General features: G+C 61.4%; 18 protein-coding genes. 10 read left to right on the plus strand and 8 right to left on the minus strand.

Features of this window, described 5'->3' with window-relative positions; translation table 11 throughout:
* Positions 1-59: 59 nt before the first annotated feature.
* Positions 60-1193: a tricarboxylate transporter gene (locus tag QD356_RS04245; protein WP_225347941.1), complete on the minus strand. Its 1134-nt coding sequence runs from the start codon at positions 1191-1193 to the stop codon at positions 60-62.
* A 183-nt stretch (positions 1194-1376) separates the two neighbouring features.
* Positions 1377-2492: a 4-oxalomesaconate tautomerase gene (locus QD356_RS04250; RefSeq protein ID WP_192838096.1), complete on the minus strand. Its 1116-nt coding sequence runs from the start codon at positions 2490-2492 to the stop codon at positions 1377-1379.
* A 134-nt stretch (positions 2493-2626) separates the two neighbouring features.
* Between QD356_RS04250 and QD356_RS04255 the strand changes: the two genes are divergently transcribed.
* Both QD356_RS04255 and QD356_RS04260 read left to right on the plus strand, forming a co-directional pair.
* The gene (locus QD356_RS04255) at positions 2627-3517 is read left to right on the plus strand and encodes a LysR family transcriptional regulator (RefSeq protein WP_043332186.1); all 891 of its coding nucleotides are present in this window, start codon (positions 2627-2629) and stop codon (positions 3515-3517) included.
* A 261-nt stretch (positions 3518-3778) separates the two neighbouring features.
* Positions 3779-5620 carry a dipeptidase gene (locus QD356_RS04260; RefSeq protein WP_225996405.1) on the plus strand — a complete coding sequence of 614 codons (1842 nt, stop codon included), beginning with the start codon at positions 3779-3781 and terminating at the stop codon, positions 5618-5620.
* Positions 5621-5860: 240 nt separating this feature from the next.
* Here the strand turns inward: QD356_RS04260 and QD356_RS04265 are convergent, their stop codons facing one another.
* A complete protein-coding gene (locus tag QD356_RS04265) occupies positions 5861-7309 on the minus strand; it encodes an amidase (RefSeq protein ID WP_192838097.1) in 1449 nt (482 codons plus the stop codon).
* Positions 7310-7527: 218 nt separating this feature from the next.
* Between QD356_RS04265 and QD356_RS04270 the strand changes: the two genes are divergently transcribed.
* Positions 7528-7716: a DUF3008 family protein gene (locus QD356_RS04270; RefSeq protein WP_192838098.1), complete on the plus strand. Its 189-nt coding sequence runs from the start codon at positions 7528-7530 to the stop codon at positions 7714-7716.
* A 153-nt stretch (positions 7717-7869) separates the two neighbouring features.
* On the opposite strand, the gene QD356_RS04275 is transcribed toward QD356_RS04270, so the two are convergent.
* Entirely contained in the window at positions 7870-8658 is a 789-nt protein-coding gene (locus QD356_RS04275; RefSeq protein WP_192838099.1) for an OBAP family protein, read from the minus strand.
* Between the two features lie 272 nt (positions 8659-8930).
* On the opposite strand from QD356_RS04275, the gene QD356_RS04280 reads away from it, so the two are divergent.
* Positions 8931-9668 carry an HAD family phosphatase gene (locus tag QD356_RS04280; RefSeq protein ID WP_192838100.1) on the plus strand — a complete coding sequence of 246 codons (738 nt, stop codon included), beginning with the start codon at positions 8931-8933 and terminating at the stop codon, positions 9666-9668.
* Between the two features lie 174 nt (positions 9669-9842).
* On the opposite strand, the gene QD356_RS04285 is transcribed toward QD356_RS04280, so the two are convergent.
* Positions 9843-10154 carry a hypothetical protein gene (locus QD356_RS04285; protein ID WP_043332181.1) on the minus strand — a complete coding sequence of 104 codons (312 nt, stop codon included), beginning with the start codon at positions 10152-10154 and terminating at the stop codon, positions 9843-9845.
* A gap of 556 nt (positions 10155-10710) precedes the next feature.
* Here QD356_RS04285 and QD356_RS04290 point away from each other — a divergent pair.
* Positions 10711-12342: a BCCT family transporter gene (locus QD356_RS04290; protein ID WP_192838101.1), complete on the plus strand. Its 1632-nt coding sequence runs from the start codon at positions 10711-10713 to the stop codon at positions 12340-12342.
* A gap of 187 nt (positions 12343-12529) precedes the next feature.
* On the opposite strand, the gene QD356_RS04295 is transcribed toward QD356_RS04290, so the two are convergent.
* Positions 12530-13561, minus strand: a complete 1032-nt coding sequence (locus QD356_RS04295) for an LLM class flavin-dependent oxidoreductase (RefSeq protein WP_192838102.1) — start codon at positions 13559-13561, stop codon at positions 12530-12532.
* Between the two features lie 273 nt (positions 13562-13834).
* Here QD356_RS04295 and QD356_RS04300 point away from each other — a divergent pair, with 273 nt between their 5' ends.
* Together QD356_RS04300 and QD356_RS04305 are read left to right on the plus strand one after the other, a co-directional pair.
* Positions 13835-14602 carry an extensin family protein gene (locus tag QD356_RS04300; protein ID WP_225996406.1) on the plus strand — a complete coding sequence of 256 codons (768 nt, stop codon included), beginning with the start codon at positions 13835-13837 and terminating at the stop codon, positions 14600-14602.
* Between the two features lie 285 nt (positions 14603-14887).
* A complete protein-coding gene (locus QD356_RS04305) occupies positions 14888-15325 on the plus strand; it encodes an Sbal_3080 family lipoprotein (protein WP_131431883.1) in 438 nt (145 codons plus the stop codon).
* A 152-nt stretch (positions 15326-15477) separates the two neighbouring features.
* Here QD356_RS04305 and QD356_RS04310 read toward each other — a convergent pair whose 3' ends face one another.
* Entirely contained in the window at positions 15478-15900 is a 423-nt protein-coding gene (locus tag QD356_RS04310) for a hypothetical protein (RefSeq protein WP_153635572.1), read from the minus strand.
* 278 nt (positions 15901-16178) lie between these two features.
* Between QD356_RS04310 and QD356_RS04315 the strand changes: the two genes are divergently transcribed.
* From QD356_RS04315 to QD356_RS04325, 3 genes are all read left to right on the plus strand, one after another.
* Complete coding sequence (locus tag QD356_RS04315; protein ID WP_192838103.1) at positions 16179-16904, plus strand: SCO family protein; 726 nt, start codon at positions 16179-16181, stop codon at positions 16902-16904.
* Positions 16901-17377 carry a hypothetical protein gene (locus QD356_RS04320; RefSeq protein WP_192838104.1) on the plus strand — a complete coding sequence of 159 codons (477 nt, stop codon included), beginning with the start codon at positions 16901-16903 and terminating at the stop codon, positions 17375-17377. Before QD356_RS04315 ends, QD356_RS04320 begins: the two co-directional genes overlap by 4 nt.
* A gap of 108 nt (positions 17378-17485) precedes the next feature.
* Positions 17486-19012, plus strand: a complete 1527-nt coding sequence (locus tag QD356_RS04325) for a PepSY domain-containing protein (RefSeq protein ID WP_192838105.1) — start codon at positions 17486-17488, stop codon at positions 19010-19012.
* 311 nt (positions 19013-19323) lie between these two features.
* Here QD356_RS04325 and aguA read toward each other — a convergent pair whose 3' ends face one another.
* The gene (gene aguA / locus QD356_RS04330; RefSeq protein WP_192838106.1) at positions 19324-20460 is read right to left on the minus strand and encodes an agmatine deiminase; all 1137 of its coding nucleotides are present in this window, start codon (positions 20458-20460) and stop codon (positions 19324-19326) included.

A 20460-nucleotide genomic window follows, 5' to 3' on the forward strand; every position in this document is an offset into this window, starting at 1 on the left:
CGTGAGTGGGTCCCCATCACACCCGTGGGTTCAGACCGTTACGGGTGTGATTGCGCGCCTCAACGAGATTGCAGGCGGATATTGTGGCGTTCCATCAGCCAGTTCTTGACCCATTCGTGCTCGGCTTCGCTCAGCTGCATGGCTTCCTGAAGCTGGGTCGCGGCGGCCTTGCCGACCATCAGGCCATAGGGCCCGACCTTCTCGGCGGCCTCCTTGAGGAACTCGGGGTCCTTGGCCAGATCACGCGCGGCCTGGCGGTAAAGCTCCAGCAGTTCCGGATCCACGTCCTTCGGCACCAGCAGCATCTTCTGCATGGCGTAACCGGAGGCGAAGAACTTGTGGAAGATCTGGTAGGCCTCGTCGTCACGTGAATGGCCTTCCTGGGCCAGATACAGCTCGGAGAAGGTCGGCAGGTCCGGGAAGGACGGATCGCGCTCGATATGGCCTTCGTCATCCATCACGCCAAGGCTGAACAGCGGTACGGCCTGGCCGGCGTCGACCAGCGGCGTGACGTTGCTCTTGTAGGCGGAGGTGGTCTGGAAGTCGAGGGCGACTTCGCCACGCTCGAAGGCCAAACGGCCTTCACCACGGCTCTTCATGCCGAAGACCGGGTCGACCTGGAAATCGAGCAGATCGAAGGCCATCAGCACCGGCATCTCGAGCCCGGTCGGGTTCTGGCCGGCGAACTTCACTTCCTGGGAGGCGAGGGCCTCGAGCGCACTGGCGCTGTCCTTGCCCAGCGAGCTTGAGGCGTAGACGACACCCCCTGTCGGTGCGGCGAAGATCGGCTCCCAGTCGGCATAGTCATAGCGCACGCGACGGTCGCGCAGCATGGCCGGATACTGGGTAGAGGCCGAGGTGACGACCATCTCGTCGCCGTCATCGCCGGCACGCTTGCTGAACAGGTTGACGCCGGTGATGGAACCACCGCCCGGGACGTTGTCGATGACGACAGCCGGGTTGCCCGGCAGGTCCTTGGTCACCCAGTTGGACATGAAGCGTGCCCAGACGTCCGTGCCGCCCCCGACACCGAACGGGACGGTCCAGGTCAGGGTGTCAGGGACTTCCGCCGCGGCGTGAACGGCTGAGGACAGTGGCATCAGGCCCATGACGGGCAGCATGAAGGCCAATGCGGTGGTGCGGGCATGACGCTTGAGGGTCTGGCGCTTGGGGGTAGACACGATGATGGACATGGTCTGACTCCTGATTATTGTTGGAATGCGTTGTCGATCAGTGATGCGCTATCTGCATGGCGGCGCAGTCAGGCTATTTCGTTTAGCGAAAATTCATTGTAAATCAATATACTGCAGTACCTGCTCGTTGCCTGTCGACGAACTCTTCGCCTCTGGCGCTTGCCAGTGCGGTCGTCTGGCGTGTCATGCACGCCCAGGCATCTCCACCGAGTCGGGGAGGTTCAAGAACACCTCGCCACTCATGATCTTGCGTGCCGTGCGCAGCAGAGACACGCGGCTGGGGGTCATCGGGTCGGCATTGGCATGCTCGACCTCGACATCCAGAAATCCGGCGGGATGTTCCAGATGGACGTTTGCCGCCAGGCTATCCGGTGCCAGAGTGCCGGCCGCGAGAGCCACACGATTGGCCAGGGTGCCCGGGATGCTGGTCGCAACGGCCAGCGTGATGGCACCCGTGACGGCCAGGGCGCCATGGCAGCGATGCGGCACGAAGTAACGGGCGCATAGAGTGCCGTCCTGGGTGCGCGGGGCGGAGAGAATCACCGGCTTGGGCAGCACCGAGCCGCTGACGTCGCCCATGCCCATCAATTCCCCCGCCTTGAGGCGAATCTGCTCGAGACGTGCCATCGCCTCGCGGTTGGCGTCCATCTCGGCCGGCGCTTCGTTGCCCGCCCAGCCCAGACTTGCCGCTTCGATCAGCACCACCGGCGTGGCGGAGTCGAGGCAGGTCACCTCGACGCCATCAATCACGTCGATGACCTGGCCGCTGGGCAGCATCTTGCCGGTCTTGGCGCCCACCGCGCCGAGGAAGCCCAGCTTGATGGCGCTGCCGGCACCGGGCACGCCACTGATGCGCGTGTCGCCCTGGTAGGCCACCGCGCCAGCGGGCGTCGGCACCTGGCTGTCGATCAGCGTGCGGGTATTGAGGTTGTGAATCCGCAGACGCGTCAGGTCACCCTGTGGCGCAATCATGCCGGTCTCGATGGCGTAGGGGCCGACGGCGGCCAGCATGTTGCCGCAGTTGGGCGAGAAGTCGACCTTGTCGCCTTCTACGTCGACCTGAGCGAACAGGTAATCGACATCAGCTTCAGGATGACTGGGCGGCCCGACGAGGGCGACCTTGCTGGTCAACGAATTGCCGCCGCCCAGACCATCGATCTGCAGTACGTGGCCGGAGCCCATGACCTGACGCAGAACTTCGCGTCGGCCTTCGTCATCGGCGGGGAGGTGATCCAGACGCAGGAAGGGACCCCGAGAGGTACCGCCACGTAGGATCATGCAAGGAAGTGAATGCATCATGTTGGAACGCGCTCCTGTCTGTTTGCGCCTTCGTGAAGCATCACAGCCGATGATCTATGCATCAAATGCAAATAAAACCTATACTGTCATCATTGTGCGCATTAATCCGAAAACTGAAACAATAAGGTAGTTGCATGCATAGATTGGAGTTTCTGGATCTGTCGGCGTTCGTCGAGGTCGCCGAGAATCATTCCTTCAATGAGGCGGCAGAACGGCTGCATATTTCGCAGCCGGCGTTGTCGCGCCGCATCCAGAAACTGGAGGAAATTCTGGGCGCCAAGGTGCTCGAGCGCACCACGCGAAGAAGTCGTTTGACGCCCGTTGGGCGTGATTTCCTGCCCAAAGCCCGCAAGTTGCTCGAAGATTACGAGTCGTCTCTGGTCGGCGTCCGCGAGCTTGCCACCCACCGCAAGGGGGTGCTGACCATCGCCTGCCTGCCCACGGCAGCCTTTTACTTCCTGCCCAGCGTGGTGCGCGAATTCAATACCGCCTATCCCGGTATCCGGATTCGCATCCTGGATGTCAGTGCCAATGAAGGGGTCGAAAGGGTGGTTTCGGGGGAGGCAGACTTTGGTATCAATATGGTCAGTGCCCACCATCCGGCGGTGGATTTCACCTCCATCTATCGTGATCCCTTCGTGCTGGCCCTGCGTCGAGACCATCCTCTTGCACAGAAACAGCGCGTGGAATGGAGCGACCTGGACGATGTGCGCCTGATCACGGTCTCGCGTGACAGCGGCAACCGCATTCTGCTCGACAACACCCTGCTGTCCGCCGGCCTGCATCTGGATGGCTTCTACGAGGTACAGCACCTTTCGACGTCACTGGGTCTGGTAGAGAGCGGGCTGGGCGTCGCCATCCTGCCGTCGATGGCCATGCCGGGGCCGGAACACGAGGTGCTGTGTCAGCGTGAACTGCCCGAACCGCGCATTGACCGGACCATTGGCCTGCTGCGGCGGCGCGGTGAATCCCTTTCGCCGATTGCGGAGCTGTTCATCGAGATTTTGCTCAAGCGCTGGAACTGAGTCGCTCGTCTGGGGTGAGGGGGCCAAGGCCACAATGGAGCGCAGAGTGGCAGGCACCTCTCGCCAGGGTTGGCGTGGCGTGGCCTAGTACATAAGATGGTTGTGTATAAGACATTCATGTTTCACGGCAAGGCCGATGAAACCGTCTTGATGTCGCGTGGTCAGCTGCCGCCGGGCGTCGGTGAGGGTCTTCTCCTCATCGCTTGTCTCTGCGGCCATTGACGACGTGGCGTCTTGCCTAACACAAGGATGTACATGCCCATGAGTACCCGCACAGCCACTCACGCCACCTCTCGTCAGACGGCCCTCGCGCTGGGTCTGGCACTCGGGCTCGGCAGCGCGCTGCCTGTCAGCGCAGACGAGCCGATGGCGGCCGATGACACTGGCAAGCGCGCACCGCAGGGTGAACATACGCTCAAGCGTGCGCAGCTGGTCAGCTTGATCGAACAGGGCCGGCAGGAGCTGGCGCCGGACTTCAATGGCTTTCTGACCCAGGTTGCCGAACGCAATTCACAGGACACGGCGGTCAGGGCCGCCATCGAGCAGTATCAGGCCGGTGAGACGCTGGAAGGTGACGCCTTCGTCAACATCTATCGTCTGCTGGGGGTCTACAACCGTCTGCAGTACGGCGATGACGTCCAGGCGCTGCTCAAGGAAATGGTCGCGATCCCGACCGCCAAGGTGGGGGAGAAGCCGCAATTCGAGAACCCGGAAATCGCGCGCTTCGGTGAGCTGATCAAGGCGCGTGCCGAGGCGTTCGGCCTGACGTTCCGTAACGTCGACAATCGCGTCTTCGAGGTTGAGCTCGAGGGAACTGGCGATGACGTGTTCGGCATTCTGACCCACGGCGATGTGGTACCGGCAGGCGAGGAGGGCTGGACACTCGACGACGGTACCCATCTCGACCCGTTCGCGATGACCGAGATCGACGGCAAGCTCTTCGGGCGCGGCACCGAAGATGACAAGGCCTCGATTGCCGCGGCGCTGTATGCCATGAAGTCGCTCAAGGAGAATGAGGTGCCGCTCAAGCGCACCATTCGCCTGATGATCGAGACCACGGAAGAGACCGGCGGTGATGGCTTCGAGTACTACAAGGCCAGAAATGACCTGCCGGAATACAACATCGTGCTCGATAGCGGTTATCCGGCGATCACGGCCGAGAATGGTTTCGGTACCATCGATGCGCGTTTCCCCTTGACGCCCAAGGCGGGCGAGGCGTCATCTGATCAGGCAGTCGACGCTCTGCCGACGATCACCGACTTCAAGGGTGGCCTGGCGACCAACCAGATTCCGGAGCGCTCCACCGCCACGTTACAGGCGGCTGACGCAGCGGGCGCCAAGGCGCTCAGTCACAAGCTTGAAACGCTCGGCAGCCGCTACGTCAAGGAGCATGGCCAGGACTTCAGCGTCGCCAGTGAGGTGGAAGGCGAAGAGGTCAGCGTGACGGTGACCGGCAAGTCGGCCCACTCCTCGGCGCCGGCCAACGGCGTCAATCCTGTCACACGGCTGGCGGGCCTGCTCGCCACTTCCGGCATCGATTTCCATGACAATGCCTATGAAGATGCCATCCATTACCTGAACGACAACTACGGGCTGGACTATCACGGCAAGCAGCTGGGCATCGCGTATTCCCATGATTTCATGGGGCCGCTCAAGGTGACGCCGACCTTCTTCGCCAGGGAGGACGATGCGCTGCGGGTCGCGGTCAATGTGCGTGCGCCCGCCGGCGAGAAATCACCTGAGGAATTGAGCCAGACGATTCAGGACAAGCTGAGCGCCTATGCCAGCGAGCAGGGCATGGACATGACGCTGAACGTCGAGATTCGCGACTGGATGCTGCGTGACACCAGCGGTGCCTGGCTGCAGACGCTGCTCAATATCTTCGGGGATACCACCGGCATGGAGGCCGAGCCGCGCTCCTCCGCGGGCAGCACGACCGCCAAGCTGTTGCCCAATGCGATCAACTTCGGCCCGTCCATGCCTGGCGAGACCTATACCGGGCATACCTCCGAGGAGTTCAAGCGGGTCGATAACCTGATGCTCGACATCCAGATGTTCACAGAGATGATGGCGCGCATCGGCAATCAGGATTCGCTCAAGTAACCGGGGCGGCTCACGGGGCCGCGTTCATGTGAATCGCCTTTTGCATGGTGTATTGAAATAGCCCTGTGAAATAGCCACTTTGATAGCTCGTTGAAATAGTTCTCGGAAATAGTTCCTGGAAATAGCCTGTTGCCTGGATGACAGGCATCACGGCCAACGCCCGCCACCGCCCTGATGAAGGGGCAGTGGCGGGCGTTGTCGTATGTGAAGGCCGGTCGATCAGCCAGTGCGGCCGCGATCTCACCTCGGGCGGTAGGGCTCCGCGGGATGCGCGGTAGGGTAGGCATCCATATAGGCAGCGGCAGCCCGCAGCAGTCGCACATCATCGTGCTTGCCGCCTGCCAGCTGAAAGCCGACGGGCAGCCCCTGAGACGTGAAGCCACAGGGCACTGACGCCGCAGGTTGGCCGCTCAGATTGAAGGGGTACGAGAACGGTGCCCATTCCTCCCAGTCATGCATCTGGCTATCCGGGGGTACCTGATGATTCAGGGCGAAGGGAGTGACGGCGACGCTGGGTGTCAGCAACAGGTGGAAATCCTGATTGAATTGCTCCAGCGCCTGGGTGATCCGGTAGCGCTCCTCGAGTGCCTTGAAGAGATCCAGCGACGACCAGTCTCGTGCACACATGGCATTCTCGACCAGCCCGGGGTCGAGCTGTTCACGCTGCTGGGCATCGCAGTCATCCCAGAGCCCCAGCGAGGCGGTGAACCAGATCTTGCGAAACGTCTCGAGGCTTGTCGCGACCGGGGGATCGACTGTCACGATGTCCGCGCCAAGGTTCGTCAGACGCTGTGCGGCGCGCTCCACCAGGCTTGCGATCTCGGGGTCGACCTCGACACACCCGAAACATGGCGAGTAGGCGATGCGCAGTCCTGCCAGCGACATGCCGATATCCGCGCCCCAATCCTCGGGTTGGCCGCGGTTGGCGTAGGGGTCCCGGGCATCGTGACGGCCGATGACATTGAGCATGGCGGCGGCGTCACGGGGGCTGCGGGTCATGGGCCCGATGCTGGACAGAAAGGCAGCCTTGGAGGGTGGCCACTGCGGTGTCCAGCCGAAGGTGGGCTTGAAGCCGAAGATGCCACTGAAGGCGGCAGGGATACGAATCGACCCACCGGAGTCACCGCCCTGATGCAGCACGCCCAGATTGAGGGCGGCGGCGGTAGCCGCGCCACCGGAAGAGCCACCGGGTGTCAGTTCGGTATTCCAGGCATTGCTGGTGGTGCCATGCACGAGGTTGTCGGTGACGGCCTTCCAGCCGAACTCGGGGGTGTTGGTCTTGCCCAGTAGAATCGCGCCTGCCTCACGCAAGCGCCTGACCGGCGGTGCATCCTGCTGGCATGGCGCGGCCGTCGTGATCAGGGAGCCAGCTCTCGCCGGCATGCCGGCAACATCGGTCAGGCCTTTCAGTGAGGTCGGAATGCCATCGAGCGGACTCAATGGCTTGCCGGCCTGCCAGCGTTGCGTGGATTCACGCGCCTCCTTCAGCGCCGTGTCATGCGCGACATGCACATAGGCGTTGACGAGCGGGTTGAGTCGCTCGATACGATCGAGCACCGCTCGGGTCACCTGTAACGGATTGAACTCACCGCGTTGATACCCGCGTGCCAGTTGCTCGGCGTCCAGCGCCGTCAGGTCATCCTTGGCAGTATGAGGCGAAAGATGTTGAGGAAATTCGACGTCACGCATGGCGGCTCTCCTGCTGCTGGATGGCGATATTCTTGTTGAGGACAGTCATCTGTCTCTTCTGCATGGCCTTGGGTCAGAGAGGGGAAACTCAAGGCATGGCGAGGCTTGAAAAGGGCGAAGGAGGGCCGCATGGCCTATGGAGAGTGACAGCAAGCGGCATGGTCGAGCTCATGGCAGCCGACCATGGTTCACGATATTCGCCCAGAGGGAGGACAATCATGCCAGCCAAGTCCAAGGCACAGCAGATGGCAGCCGGGGCAGCACTGTCAGCACGTCGCGGCGAGCAGAAGGCCAGCGAACTGGATGGGGCCGCCCGCTCGATGTATGACTCCATGAGTGAAGAGGAGCTCGAGAAGATGGCCTCGACATCACGTGAAGACAAGCCGCGACACGACAATCAGAGCTGAGCCCTGCGGGATGCTCATTGCGGCTTCCTGACGCGATAGCTGAAACGACAAGGCGCCTGGCAATTGATTGCCAGGCGCCTTGTCGTAGATGCATGTCGTAGATGCATGTCGTTGGTGCGTGTCGTGGCTTGTGTCGCTGAAGCGCCGCTGGCCTCAGCGGCTGTCGTTCAGGCTCTCATGCGGCGGCTGGTGGGACTCGCTGTCGGGCGGGGTCGAGCCACCGTTGGCCTTGGGGCTGACATCGGGCAGCGGAATCTCGGCGCGCTTCCGGCGGCGCTCCTCGGTGCTGATGCCCAGGCGCTCATCACGGCGCTTCATCAGCTCCTCGTCGATCTGACCGTCACGGGTGAAGGCCATCATCAGCTGCGGGATACCGTAGGGGAAGTCGTCGCGGTCGATCTGCCAGGTGTGGAAGGTCTTGCCGTAGGTGGTGACGAGGTCCTCGAAGTAGCTGCGCTCCGCCAGTTCCGGAATCCCCGGGGCCACCAGGATGCCGGACTTCACTTCATAGTGATGACTGTGCCAGAGCGGCTTCTCTTCCTCGGGCAGCTGCTCGTAGCGCTCGGCGCTGATGATGTATTCGATCCCGATCAAGCGGGCATCACTGCGATTGGAATCGAAGATCACGCATTGGTGCAGATCATGTTCCAGGTGGATGCAGAAGTGGCTGGCCTCCACCTGACGCCCCATGTCATCGGCGTAATGGTGGAAGCCGTTGAGGTAGGTACTCATCGCTTCCATCGGATACTTGCGCTGCATGACCTGCGAGGCCGCATCGAGCACCTGATGCTTCAGCGGATGGCCGCTACTGACCTTGCGAGCACTGTTGAGGCGCCGGCCCAGAAAGAAGGCGGTCGCCGCGGCGGCGCCGGCCAGAAGGCCCGTGCCGAAGCCGGACGAGTGTGAGGGATGTGAGCATGTGCGGGAATGGCGATGACGCATACTTCCTCCTGCATGGGTGTCTTGATAAGGCAAGAATTCCTGTCATGACGTTGCCATTGCAGTGCATTACCCTTGAGCGCGTCAAGTCACCTACCGACAGACTTGCCTCGGAAAATCCTCGCCCAGGTCTGCTGCAGAATGTCGGGATTGCTTTTCAGGTTTCTGCCCTCATCAATGAGGGATATCACTTCTTGTGGCCGCTCAATGCCTTGCGCGACAAGGCGTCTTGTTCATCACGTGTTTCGGCCATCTTTTCTCGAATTGGAGCTCGCATGAAGCAACTTATCTTTGATTGTGACGGTGTATTGGTGGATAGCGAGATCATCGCTGATGGCGTGCTCAAGGAAAAACTTCCCGCCTGGCTGCCAGACCTGGGGAGTGCAGAGCAGATCGAGCATGAGCTGGACCGCTGTCTGGGCATGATGACGCGCGATATCCTGCTGGACTTGGAAGCCCGCAGCCAGCACACGTTGCCCGTGGATGCGCTCGACCAGGTACGCCATCTCGTCGATGCCCGCCTGGCAGACTCACTCAAGGCCATGCCCGGGGTGCGCGAGACGCTGGAGTGGATTCGCGATCAGCGTCTGCCGTTGGCGATCGTGTCCAACAGCTCTGAGCAGCGCATGAAGATCAATCTCGAGAGTTCGGGGCTGCGTGGCATTCTTGATGAGATTGCCGCGGCCAATGGCGATGAGCAGCTGCCGATATTCACCTCCGATGAGGTCATGAATCCCAAGCCGGCGCCGGACCTCTATCTGCTCGCCCTCAAGACGCTGGGACGCTCCGCCGAGGAATGTCTGGTGGTGGAAGACAGCCGCACGGGAATGCAGGCAGCCGTGGCCGCGGGCCTCAAGGTCGTCGGCCATCTGGGCGCCAGCCACATCCCGCCGGGTCACGCCGAGGTGCTGCGGACCACAGGCGCCTGGCAGGTCATGAAGCACTGGGATGAATTCAGCCGCCTGTGCGCTGATGCCGGTTTCGTGGCCAATGAAGAAGCCGTCAGCCAGTGAGGCTCTTTCAAACTCTTCGCGTTCTCGACAGAGCTTGAGCCAGCTGTATTTTGCTGAGAGCTGGTCGGATGGATGACCTTGGATATGGCACAGCAACACATAAAAGCCGCCCTCGGCAGGGGCGGCTTTTATGTGTCTGGGCTGACATCCCCGTGGGGGACTATCTCTCGGGTATCACTTGAAACAGATACGCGTGCCCCAGGCGAGCAGTTCTTCCTGATTGAGGCTGCGCGATTCGACCCCGATCATTTCATCTCCCCACTGGTCCGCCCAGGTCAGCACACCGTGGCTGATGCCGCGTGCGCCCATCAAGTCGCGTATCTCACCGGTGCCCTTGAACCAGAGTGCGCTGTGATCATTGCGCGTCAGGTCCGAGATGCCGTGGCAATGATGGATTCTCACCTTGTAGATGCCATCCAGTGACATGACCTCGACCACCGGCACCATGCCGTGCTGCAGTGCGCGTGCCAGCGACTCGAGTGTCATGCTGGTCTCGTCCTGGTGGGCGAGCGGCTGATCGGCGAGCTGGCTTGGGGGTAGTGGGGTAGCAGGCGACGCGTGGGTGGGGGTCACAGCGGTGCGTGGCGGGTGTGTTGCAGTGGTATGTGCAGGCATCGGGAATACCCTCAGTGGGATGTCATGTCGGCGGTGAATCGCATTTTATAACTATCGTACAACTAATGTAGAGGTTATCTGGCGATCTCGCCATCGTGACTGGCCAGCTTGCCCGGGACTTCCGGTCTCTTTGCTCCTTCGTCACTGTCCTTCCAAGGTCTGCGCTGTCCTTTCAAAGCCTGCACTGGCCTTTCAAAAGCGGCTTTCTCCTCCCACGCGGAGGCTGTGGCCTGGTTGGGGCAAACGCCTACCTGTACAGACGGTGACAAATTTTCCTGTGCTGCTGACGTCGTCTGCCCTTGAAGTTCTGGGGAATCAGGTTCATGTCTAGAAGGCACTGCGAATATTCGTTGGCGATACGCTACTCGTTTCTCGCTGGTGCGCGATCCACCTCACCGCTGTCACAGCTCACAGGGAGTAGCGATTTATGACATCTGGAGGAAAGCGCGTATTCAGCGCGTCGGTCATCATCATTCTGGGGCTGGTCGCATTGGGGGCAGGATTCCCCACCCGTTTCGGTGAATTGGCAGATCAGGCGCTCGGCGCCGTGACCAGCATGTTTGGCTGGTTCTATCTGATATCCGTGTTTGGTTTCGTGATCTTTCTCATCAGTCTCGCGTTGAGCAAGTACGGCAAGATCCGGCTCGGGCCGCAGGATAGCCGGCCTTCCTATACCTTCTTTTCCTGGGTCAGCATGCTGTTGGCAGCAGGGTTTGGCGTCGGGCTGGTGTTCTATGGCATGGCGGAACCCATGCAGCACTATCTGAAGCCGCCGTTCGCCGATATGCCGGGCGAGACGCCCGAGTCTGCGCGCTATGCCATTCAATATGCCTTCTTCAACTGGGGCGTCCATCAGTGGGCTGCCTTCTCGGTGGTCGGCCTGATCATTGCCTATTTCCAGTTCCGCAAGGGACAGGCGGGGCTGGTGTCCTCGGTGCTGTCATCCGTGACGGCCAAGCATCCCAAGGTGCGCCGCTACGGCCCGGTACTGGATGTCTTTGCGGTGGTGGCGACCGTGATGGGGGTCGCGACATCGCTGGGCCTGGGCGTGTTGCAGATGAATGGAGGGCTGCACTTCGTCTTCGGCGTGGAAGAAGGCTGGCAATGGCAGTTCATCATCATGGGCGTGATGTTCTGTGCCTACATGGCCTCGACCTGGTCCGGGCTCGACAAGGGCATCAAGCGCCTGTCCAACCTCAACATGAGCATCTGCATCGCGCTGATGCTGTATGTGCTGTTCACTGGCCCGACGCTGGACATTCTCAAGACGATCACCCTGGGCATCGGCGATTATCTGCAGAACTTCATCGGCATGAGCCTGCGCATGTCGCCCTATGACGGCAATGACTGGAACAGCTCCTGGACCGTCTTCTACTGGGCTTGGGTCATCGCCTGGTCGCCGTTCGTCGGCACCTTCGTCGCGCGTGTCTCGCGTGGCCGCACCATCAAGGAGTATGTGGTGGGCGTGCTGATCGTGCCGCCGCTGCTGGCGTGCCTGTGGATCGGTGTCTTCGGTGGCGCGGCGATCAACATGGAGTTGACCAGTGATGTCGGTCTGGCGGCCGCGACGGATGCAAACATCACGTCTGCCTTGTTCGAGATGTTCGACCTGATGCCCTTCAGCAGCGTGCTGTCGGTGGTCGCGATCATGCTGATCTTCATCTTCCTGGTGACCTCCGCCGATTCGGCGTCCTACATCGTGGCGCAGATGACCGACGGTGGCTCGATCAATCCGCCGCTCTACAAGCGTATCGCCTGGGGCGTGCTGATCGCGGCCATCTGCCTGACGCTGATCTCGACAGGCGGTCTCAAGGGCTTGCAGTCAGCCTCGGTACTCTCGGCCTTGCCCTTCACCTTCATCATCTACGGCATGATCGTGGTGCTGGTGAAGGAGCTGCGGGCTGATCGTCGCCAGATGCTCAGTCAGCTGTATCGCCGTCATGGTGAGACACCGGTCGGTGCGGATATCTTCGAGGCTGACAGCCTGGCGGAGGAAGATCGCATCCGCCGTGCGCCCGACGTCAAGAATCGTCGCGTGAACCCGCGCGACCATCATTGAGCCGAGTCGTGGCATGAACTTATCGTCATGAACTCATCGCCTTGAGTTTATCGTTTTAAGCTCATCGCCTTCAGCTCATGACGTCAATACGTGCCTTCACGGCAGGCTCAGAACGACAAGACGCCGCTCACAGGAGATGTGAGCGGCGTCTTGTCTTGGCAAGCCAGTCAGCGTGAAGGGGCTCACGTCATTGACTGGCGGCCGGCGTCCGGCGGCCGGCGACCTCGGCGAGTATCTCGTAGCTCTTCAGGCGGTCGGCATGCTCATAGAAATCCGAGTTGAACATCAATTCGTCGGCCTGGGTTACCTCCAGCAGATGCTCGAGTTCGCTGCGAATGCGCTCTGGCCCGCCGATGATGGCAGCGGCCAGATTCTGGCCGACCATGGCTTCCTCGCGTGCTGACCAGTCCAGTGTCTCGCGTGGGGGCAGGGCACGCGTGCTCTTGCCGCGGATCAGGTTGAGGAATTTCTGTTGCTGAGTGCTGGCCAGGAAACGGGCGCGTTCATCACTGTCGGCGGCGATCAGGGGCAGGCCGAGCATCACGTAGGGCGCATCCAGCACCTCGGAGGGCGTGAAGTTCTCGCGATAGAGCTTGATGGCCTCCAGCATGTAGCCGGGGGCGAACTGGCCGGCGAAGGCGAAGGGCAGACCTTTTTTCGCTGCCAGGCGTGCGCTGTAGTCGCTGGAACCCAATAGCCACAGGGGGACATGAGTGCCTTGCCCCGGCATGGCCTTGACGCGCTGACCGGGTGAGGCTTCGCCCAGATACTGCTCGAGTTCGGCCAGCCGCTGGGGGAAGTCATTCACGCCGGCGGAAGGGTCGCGGCGCATCGCCTGCATGGTGATGCCATCGGAACCTGGCGCGCGGCCAAGCCCGAGATCGATCCTGTCGGGGTAGAGCGTGGCCAGGGTGCCGAACTGTTCCGCCACCACCAGCGGGGGATGGTTGGGCAGCATGATGCCGCCCGAGCCGACCCGCAGGCGGGAGGTCTTGCCGGCCACATGGCCGATCAGCACCGAGGTGGCGGCACTGGCGATGCCATCGATGTTGTGATGCTCGGCCAGCCACAGGCGATGAAAGCCCAGCGCTTCGACATGCTGGGCGAGACTGACGCTATTGTGGAAGGTTTCAGCAACACTGCCGGTATCGCGGATGGGGGCAAGGTCCAGCACCGAGAGCGGGATCGTGCCCAGGCGTGAGGTAGGGGCTGTCGTCATGTGCGCTCCTGATAGCGGATTGGCGTGCAGAGAGCAGCCGGGGCGTGGCCCCTCAAGGGCATGTGGCTGGTCTGCTGAATGGCGTCCAGCATAGTGGACAGCCGCGTCTCTGACAGCGCCTCGCCCCTTCATTTCACTGTTTCTGATATGGCATATATGAGGCGGTCGATACGTCATGCCATTCACGGTGGTCAGTCATCCTGGGGCAGGTGAAGCTCAGGGCAGGCGACGCCCGGGGCAGGTGAGGGCCTGCAACGTGTACAGGAGGCGAACATGAACGGTTTGCAGCACAAACAGCGCCGCAAAGGTATGGGGCTCACGCTGATATGCCTGGTGGTCATCGGCCTGGGCGTTGCGATCCAGCGCGACATCATCGTGCTGGACCGCTGGATACCCGCTCACTATCTCCCATGGGCGCCACTGCAATTGGAGGACCCGCCCGGCATGGTGACCGGCTGGAAGCTCTCACGCTTGAACGAGAACCCGGCCGCCTGTCGCGCATTTCTCGAGCGGGAAGCCCCGCAACGGGTTTCCTTCCTGCCGGACCGCCCCAGCAACAACGGCTGTGACCTCATCAACAGCGTACGCATGCATTCGGCGTCAGGCGCGAGTGGCGAGCAGGGTGTTCGCTTCAACCAGTCCTTCATTGCCAGCTGCCCGCTGGCGGTGAGCTGGTTGCGCTTCGAGCGCCATGGGCTCAAGTCTGCGGCGCAGGAAGTCATGGGGAGCGAGGTGACGCAAGTGTCCCATGTGGGCAGCTACGCCTGCCGCAACATCTACGGACGAGAGAACGCACGTCGCAGTGAACATGCCACTGCGGATGCGCTGGATGTCACAGGCTTCACGCTGGCGGACGGTCGTCAGATTCGCCTGCCGCGCGACTGGACGGCACCCGAGGATGAAGATGCCCCGGGCCGCTTCCTGCGTGCCGTGCAGGACGCCGCCTGTGAGAGTTTCGGTACCGTACTGGGGCCGGATTACAACGCCGCCCATCGTGATCACTTCCACCTCGGCACGCGGGGCTGGCGATTCTGTCGCTGAGCAACACCTGATGCTGCGTCGGGCACGAGTGCGGTAATGCGGACATCCGCGCACGCTGTCAGTGGGTCATTATTGGCTCGGCGTGATAAAGGGGACTCATGTTTGCCACGCCTGTCATCATTTGTCGGCGTCGCTGAAGGAGACTCGCGCTTGCATGGGGGGATTACGACTGATCACGGGCAGATTCCTCGCATTTATTTGTTTTCACTAATACCCTGCGGACAAGCATGCCTTCCATGGCATATCTCGCGATAAAGCCTCTTGTTCAATGACAGGGAGTCAAGAATGACAGGGATGACGAAGGCGTTATTGGCGGCTTCCATCACCTTCGTGATGGCCGGCTGTACCTCGGTGCAGGTTCAGCCTCTGGAACGCATGTCCTATCTGGATACCGTGTGCATCGAGCGCAATGAAGCCGTGATCGTGCCGGGCTTCCTGAGTGTGATCAAACGGGGCTTCAGTCGCAATGGCTTGAATACGCGAGTCTATGACGCTCCGGTCCCCGGCCATTGTGAAGTGATATTGACGTATACCGCTTTGCGCTCCTGGGACGTCACGACTTATCTGTCACACGCAGAACTCTGGCTCAATGATCCGTATGGCGATGAAATCGCCTATGCGCAATATCATCTTGTCGCAGGGGGTGGCCTGACGTTCTCAAAGTTTGCCGGAGTCGAAACCAAGATGAACCCGGTCATCGATGACTTGCTAGTCAACTACTGACGCCTCAGCCGTGATGGGCATCCAATCCATCTTCTTGTACGCCTCACCGGAACGTCATTTCTCGCCATGATGGCGCACTTGATAGCGGGGCCGGCGCTTGTGTCATGCGCCGGCCCAGCGGAGACTCTCGAGCCATCTGGTGTGCTGGAATCTCAGGGTGCCATGCCCATGCCACGGCTGATCGTCGGGGCGCAGCGCTCGGGGTTGATGCTGACCACGCGTAGGCGATGCCCATCGGGGAGCACGCAATCGAGCACCTGCCAGGCACAGCCGGGGGCGCTGCTGCCGTGACTCTCGATCAGATGCGCTCCCTGGGCCTGCCATTGGTCGCGGAAGCGGGCAAAGTCCGTTCGCTCGATCTCAAGCGTCAGCTGGCGGCTGTCGGGTTGCTCGGCACTGCGCTGCAACAGCAATACGCTGGTCTGCTTGTCTCGGCGATGGTTCAGCTCCAGGGTCGCGCTGGTGGCGTTGCGCAACAGGATGGGCAGGGCGAGTGTTTCGGTGAAGAAACGGCAAGCGGCATCGAGGTCGCGCACTTCAAGGATGGCTGGGTGCAGGGAAAGGCGCTGAATCATGGCGAAGCCTCATGGCGTGAGGGGAAGAAGGGGTTGGGGGACTGGCTCAATTGCGTGAGCATGGAGACAGTGTCGTGTTCGTCCGGGTGAGACGCACTTTGAATCTGATGATGGTGGTGATGGCTTTACGCTATCTGGGGCCTTGTCGCGCTTGCGAAGGCCCGGGGCAATCGCTGTGGCAACTTGTCGCATTAGTGGTTTCACGGGTGTGAATGGTTAGCATCCCTGTCATCGACCCTGCTGCCTTTACCTTCTCTGCACGCCACGCTGGAGTGTTCATGTCGCCGCGCAAGCTGATCCTGATGGGACTCAGTGCTTTTGCCCTCGTCATTATCGCGTTGATCACGGGGCTTTCTGCCTCGCATCAACCGCGTGATGCGTGGCCGACGACCCTCGAGCTGCCTTCCACGCGGGGACTGCTGCACGCGGACACCCTGTCTCGGGGGGAAGCGGGTCACCTGAGCGTGCTGATTCCCGGCTTTACGCATTGTCCGGATATCTGTCCGTTGTCGCTTGCCCGGCTGCAGATGGCCTGGCAACGCCTTGACGAGACTTCACGCGCGCATCTGCATCCGATGTTTCTGACGCTGGATCCGGCGCGAGACACCCTGCCCGTGCTGTCACGTTATCTGTCTGCTTTCAGCCTGCCGGTGACCGGCCTTCGCCTCCCGTCACAGGACGACACGCGTCTGGAGGAATTTACCCAGCGCCTCGGTATCCAGTTTCAGCGCCGAGAACCCGAGCAGAGTCATCCCCCTGAACACGCGCAAGCGCAGGCGTCGGCGGGCGAGGCCGATTACATGATCGACCACAGCGTGGCGATCTTCGTGATCGATGAGCAGGGCCGGCTGCGTGACACCCTGCCGCTCAGTCAGACGCCTGCGCAGCTTGCTGATCGCCTGACGTTCCTGCTCCAGTCCGTGGCCGCAGCGCCGTCCTCTGACAGTGTTGCGACCGTCAACACGAGCACAAACGCGAACGTGCCGGTCACGGGGGGCGCATGACAGTGACTTGTCCCTCGACTCGCCACGCCAGGCGTGAATCCGTCTCCTATCATCGCGTCCTGTCGCGCCTGACTGCGGCCAATGGGCATGTCGTCTTCGTGATGCTGATCGCGTTGGCTGCCATGCTGGTCATGCCGCTGGCGGCCCCGCGTGTGGTGATGGTCAACGACCATGCCGTCTTCGAGAGTGTCGGTACCGGGCGTTGGGTGAGTGCCGATAGCGACTGGATAACGCGTGTCGCTCGCGAAAGCGGTTCGCAGGCGCAGATCACCCATAGTTCCGCTGCCTCGGATTGTCCGTTGGCCAGCATGGCGGCCTTTACGCTGGCATTGGTCGCCGTTGCCCTGTTGCTGGCGTTGGGGCGGTTGTCTCGCGACGCGGCCCCGCGTCCCTGCCTTGTCGCGTTCCGCGACATCAATGTCTATCTGCGTCCGCCCGGGCGCGCGCCACCTCACGATTCCCTCGCGCCATGAATTGCTGGGCCACCTCGCGGTGGCTCTCCATAGTGTTCGGTGACCTCACGTTGACCGGCGGACAAAGTCTCCGTCGCGCGTCGTGGCACCTGTCGATGGGTAATCGAGATGAGTTCAACAACCAATACCGACTCCGCGGGTCGCGCCGCTCGCGGTTTCAGCGATATCTACCGCGCCGTGTGGCGCTGGCATTTCTATGCCGGCCTGCTGGTGCTGCCTTTCCTGACCTTGCTGGCCGTCACCGGCGGTCTTTATCTGTTCCGTGAAGAGATCGACCACTTCGTGCATGCCGACCTGATGAAGGTCAACACGCCGGTGGTGCAACAGGCGAATGGCCAGGCACAGGCGAGTGTCCCGCTGAGCGAGCAGGTGCGTGTCGCCGTGGAAAGTCTGCCCGGCAAGGCCGTGCGTGTCGTGCCGCCTGCGGCCAGTGACTTGACCACGGAAGTCGATATCGTGGCAGCCGATGGCAGTGGCAAGCAGGCGGTCTACGTCAATCCCTACAGCGGTGAAGTACAGGGGCAGATGGCCTACCGTGACAGCATCATGTGGACGGTGCGCAATCTGCACAGCCTCGCGATCACCGGCCCCATCGGCAATGCCGCGATCGAGATCGCCGCCGGCTGGAGCATTCTGCTGGTACTCAGCGGCCTGTATCTGTGGTGGCCGCGGGGCCAGAAGGGTGGCGTCGTCACGCTGCGTACCACGCCTGCGCGCCGTCTGTGGTGGCGCGACCTGCATGCCGTGTGTGGCATCTTCGCCGCTGGTTTCATCCTGTTTCTCGCCGTGACCGGCATGCCGTGGTCAATGGTGTGGGGTGCCAAGGTCAACGAGTTGGCCAACGGGCATAACTTCGGGTATCCCGATGGCGTGCGCGTGAATACGCCGATGTCCGATACGCGGCTGGTGGACCAGGAGCGGACGACCTGGTCACTCGAACAGGCCGTTATCCCGTTATCTTTCTTGCCGGCTGCAGCGACAAGCCACGTCGTGGATGAGGGAGAGCATGCTGGGCATGGTGGCGGCACCAGGTCTGGTGCCGAGCAGGCCTCCGGCGCTGCGGGCGTGCCGCTGAGCGCCGCCGCGATTGCCCATGCCGATATCGGCCTCGATCAGGCTGAGCGCATCTTCGCTCGCGAAGGACTGGCGCCGGGCTATGCCATCAATCTGCCGGGCTCGCCGCAGGGCGTCTACACCGGCTCCATCTATCCGGATGCGCTGGAGCGCCAGCAGGTGGTGCATGTGGATCGCTATTCCGGCGATGTGCTGCTGGACATGCATTACGCCGATTACGGCCCGCTGGGTCGAGCGCTGGAGTGGGGCATCAATGTCCACCTGGGGCAGCAGTACGGGCTGATCAATCAGCTGGTGCTGGTACTGGCCTGTATCGCGATGGTGATGATGAGCGTCGGTGCGGGCGTGATGTGGTGGAAGCGTCGTCCGGTGGGCGGTATCGGTATCCCGCCGCTGCCCAAGGAGCGCAAGCGTATCGCCGGTGTCTGGGGCTTGATGATGATCATCGGTGTCATCTTCCCGCTGGTCGGCCTCTCGCTGATCGTGATGGGGCTGCTGGATTGGCTGTGGATTCGCGCCACGCACAAGCGAGGGGATGAACTGCAGGAGGCCAAGGTGTAAACGAGCACACCTCTCTACTGGCAGGCACGTTTACCGTCTTCGCCAGTGGATCTGCCATGCTCGCACCGGTCGTTCGACAAGGCCTACGCCTACCACGTCAATCGCTTCTACGACGATCCGTTCCAGGGTAGTGGGCAGGGCGATGCACAGGTCAATGAGCCGAGGCGTATCTTCTGGACGCATGCCAGCTGGAGCTTCTGAGACCCGTATCCTCTCAATAGTGAGCGCTGGTCGCCGCTATTCGTTAGAACGCAAGAAGCCCGCCATCGGTCATGTCACCGGTGGCGGGCTTCTTTTTACGCCAACAGGCGTCAGTGTCGTTCAGTCAGGCGCTTGGGTTGCTGTTGGGTAATGCAGTGGATGTTGCCACCCCCCAGCAGAATTTCACGAGCATTGACGCCAAGAATCTGCCGAGTCGGGAAGATGGCTTGCAGTTTCTCGCGCGCGACATCATCCAGCGCCGGGTCAAGCAATGGCATGACGATGGCCTCGTTGGCGATGTAGAAGTTCACGTAGGACCCTGCCATGCGGTCGCCGGGACGTCTCGGGTGTGAGCTACCCAGGCGGTCCAGACCATTGGCTTCATCTTCCTGGATATACAGAGGGCCGGGCTGTGGTAGCAGATGCACCTTGAAGGCACGCCCTCTGGCATCCACGGAGTTCTCGAGAACCTCAAGCGCCGCCTTGGAGATCGCATGCTGTGGGTCCTGGGGATCATCGCTCCAGTTGAGGGCGACTTCTGCAGGCCCGACGAAGCAACACAGGTTATCCACGTGGCCATCGGTCTCATCCAGATGGCAGCCATTGGGAAGCCAGATGATGGTGGTGACACCGAGATGGTCCTTGAGGATCTGCTCTATCTGCTCGCGACTCAGATCAGGGTTGCGATTGGCATTGAGCAGGCACTCTTCGGTCGTGATCAGCGTCCCTTCGCCGTCGACATGAATGGCACCGCCTTCCAGCATGATCGAGGCATCAAAGCGCGGAACATCCAGAATCTGCGAGATCTTGGTGCGGATTCTGCGGTCCTTGTCCCAAGGGAAATAGAGCCCTCCATTGAGGCCGCCCCAGGCATTGAACTCCCAGTCGATCATGGCAATACGGCCATCCGGGTGAGTCAGGAAGGTCGGGCCGACATCGCGCATCCAGGCGTCGTTGCTGGATATCTCGACGACACGCACATGCGCGGGCAGTTCATTGCGTGCGTTTTCGTACTGCTCATCATTGACGCCGACGATGACGGTCTCGCTGCCGGCGATGGCCGTGGCGACATCCACGAAAGCCTGTTGGGCAGGCTTGGCACCGTAACGCCAGGTGTCCGGCCGCTGTGGCCATAGCATCCAGCAGGCATCATGTTTGGCATATTCGGCAGGCATGAAGAAGCCCTTGGCAGCCGGTGAGCCTGGAGTGAAGACATCAAGAGAATGAGAGGGGGAGGAGCGGGTCAT

It is taken from the genome of Cobetia sp. 2AS, from assembly GCF_029846355.1.
GTDB lineage: Bacteria > Pseudomonadota > Gammaproteobacteria > Pseudomonadales > Halomonadaceae > Cobetia > Cobetia amphilecti.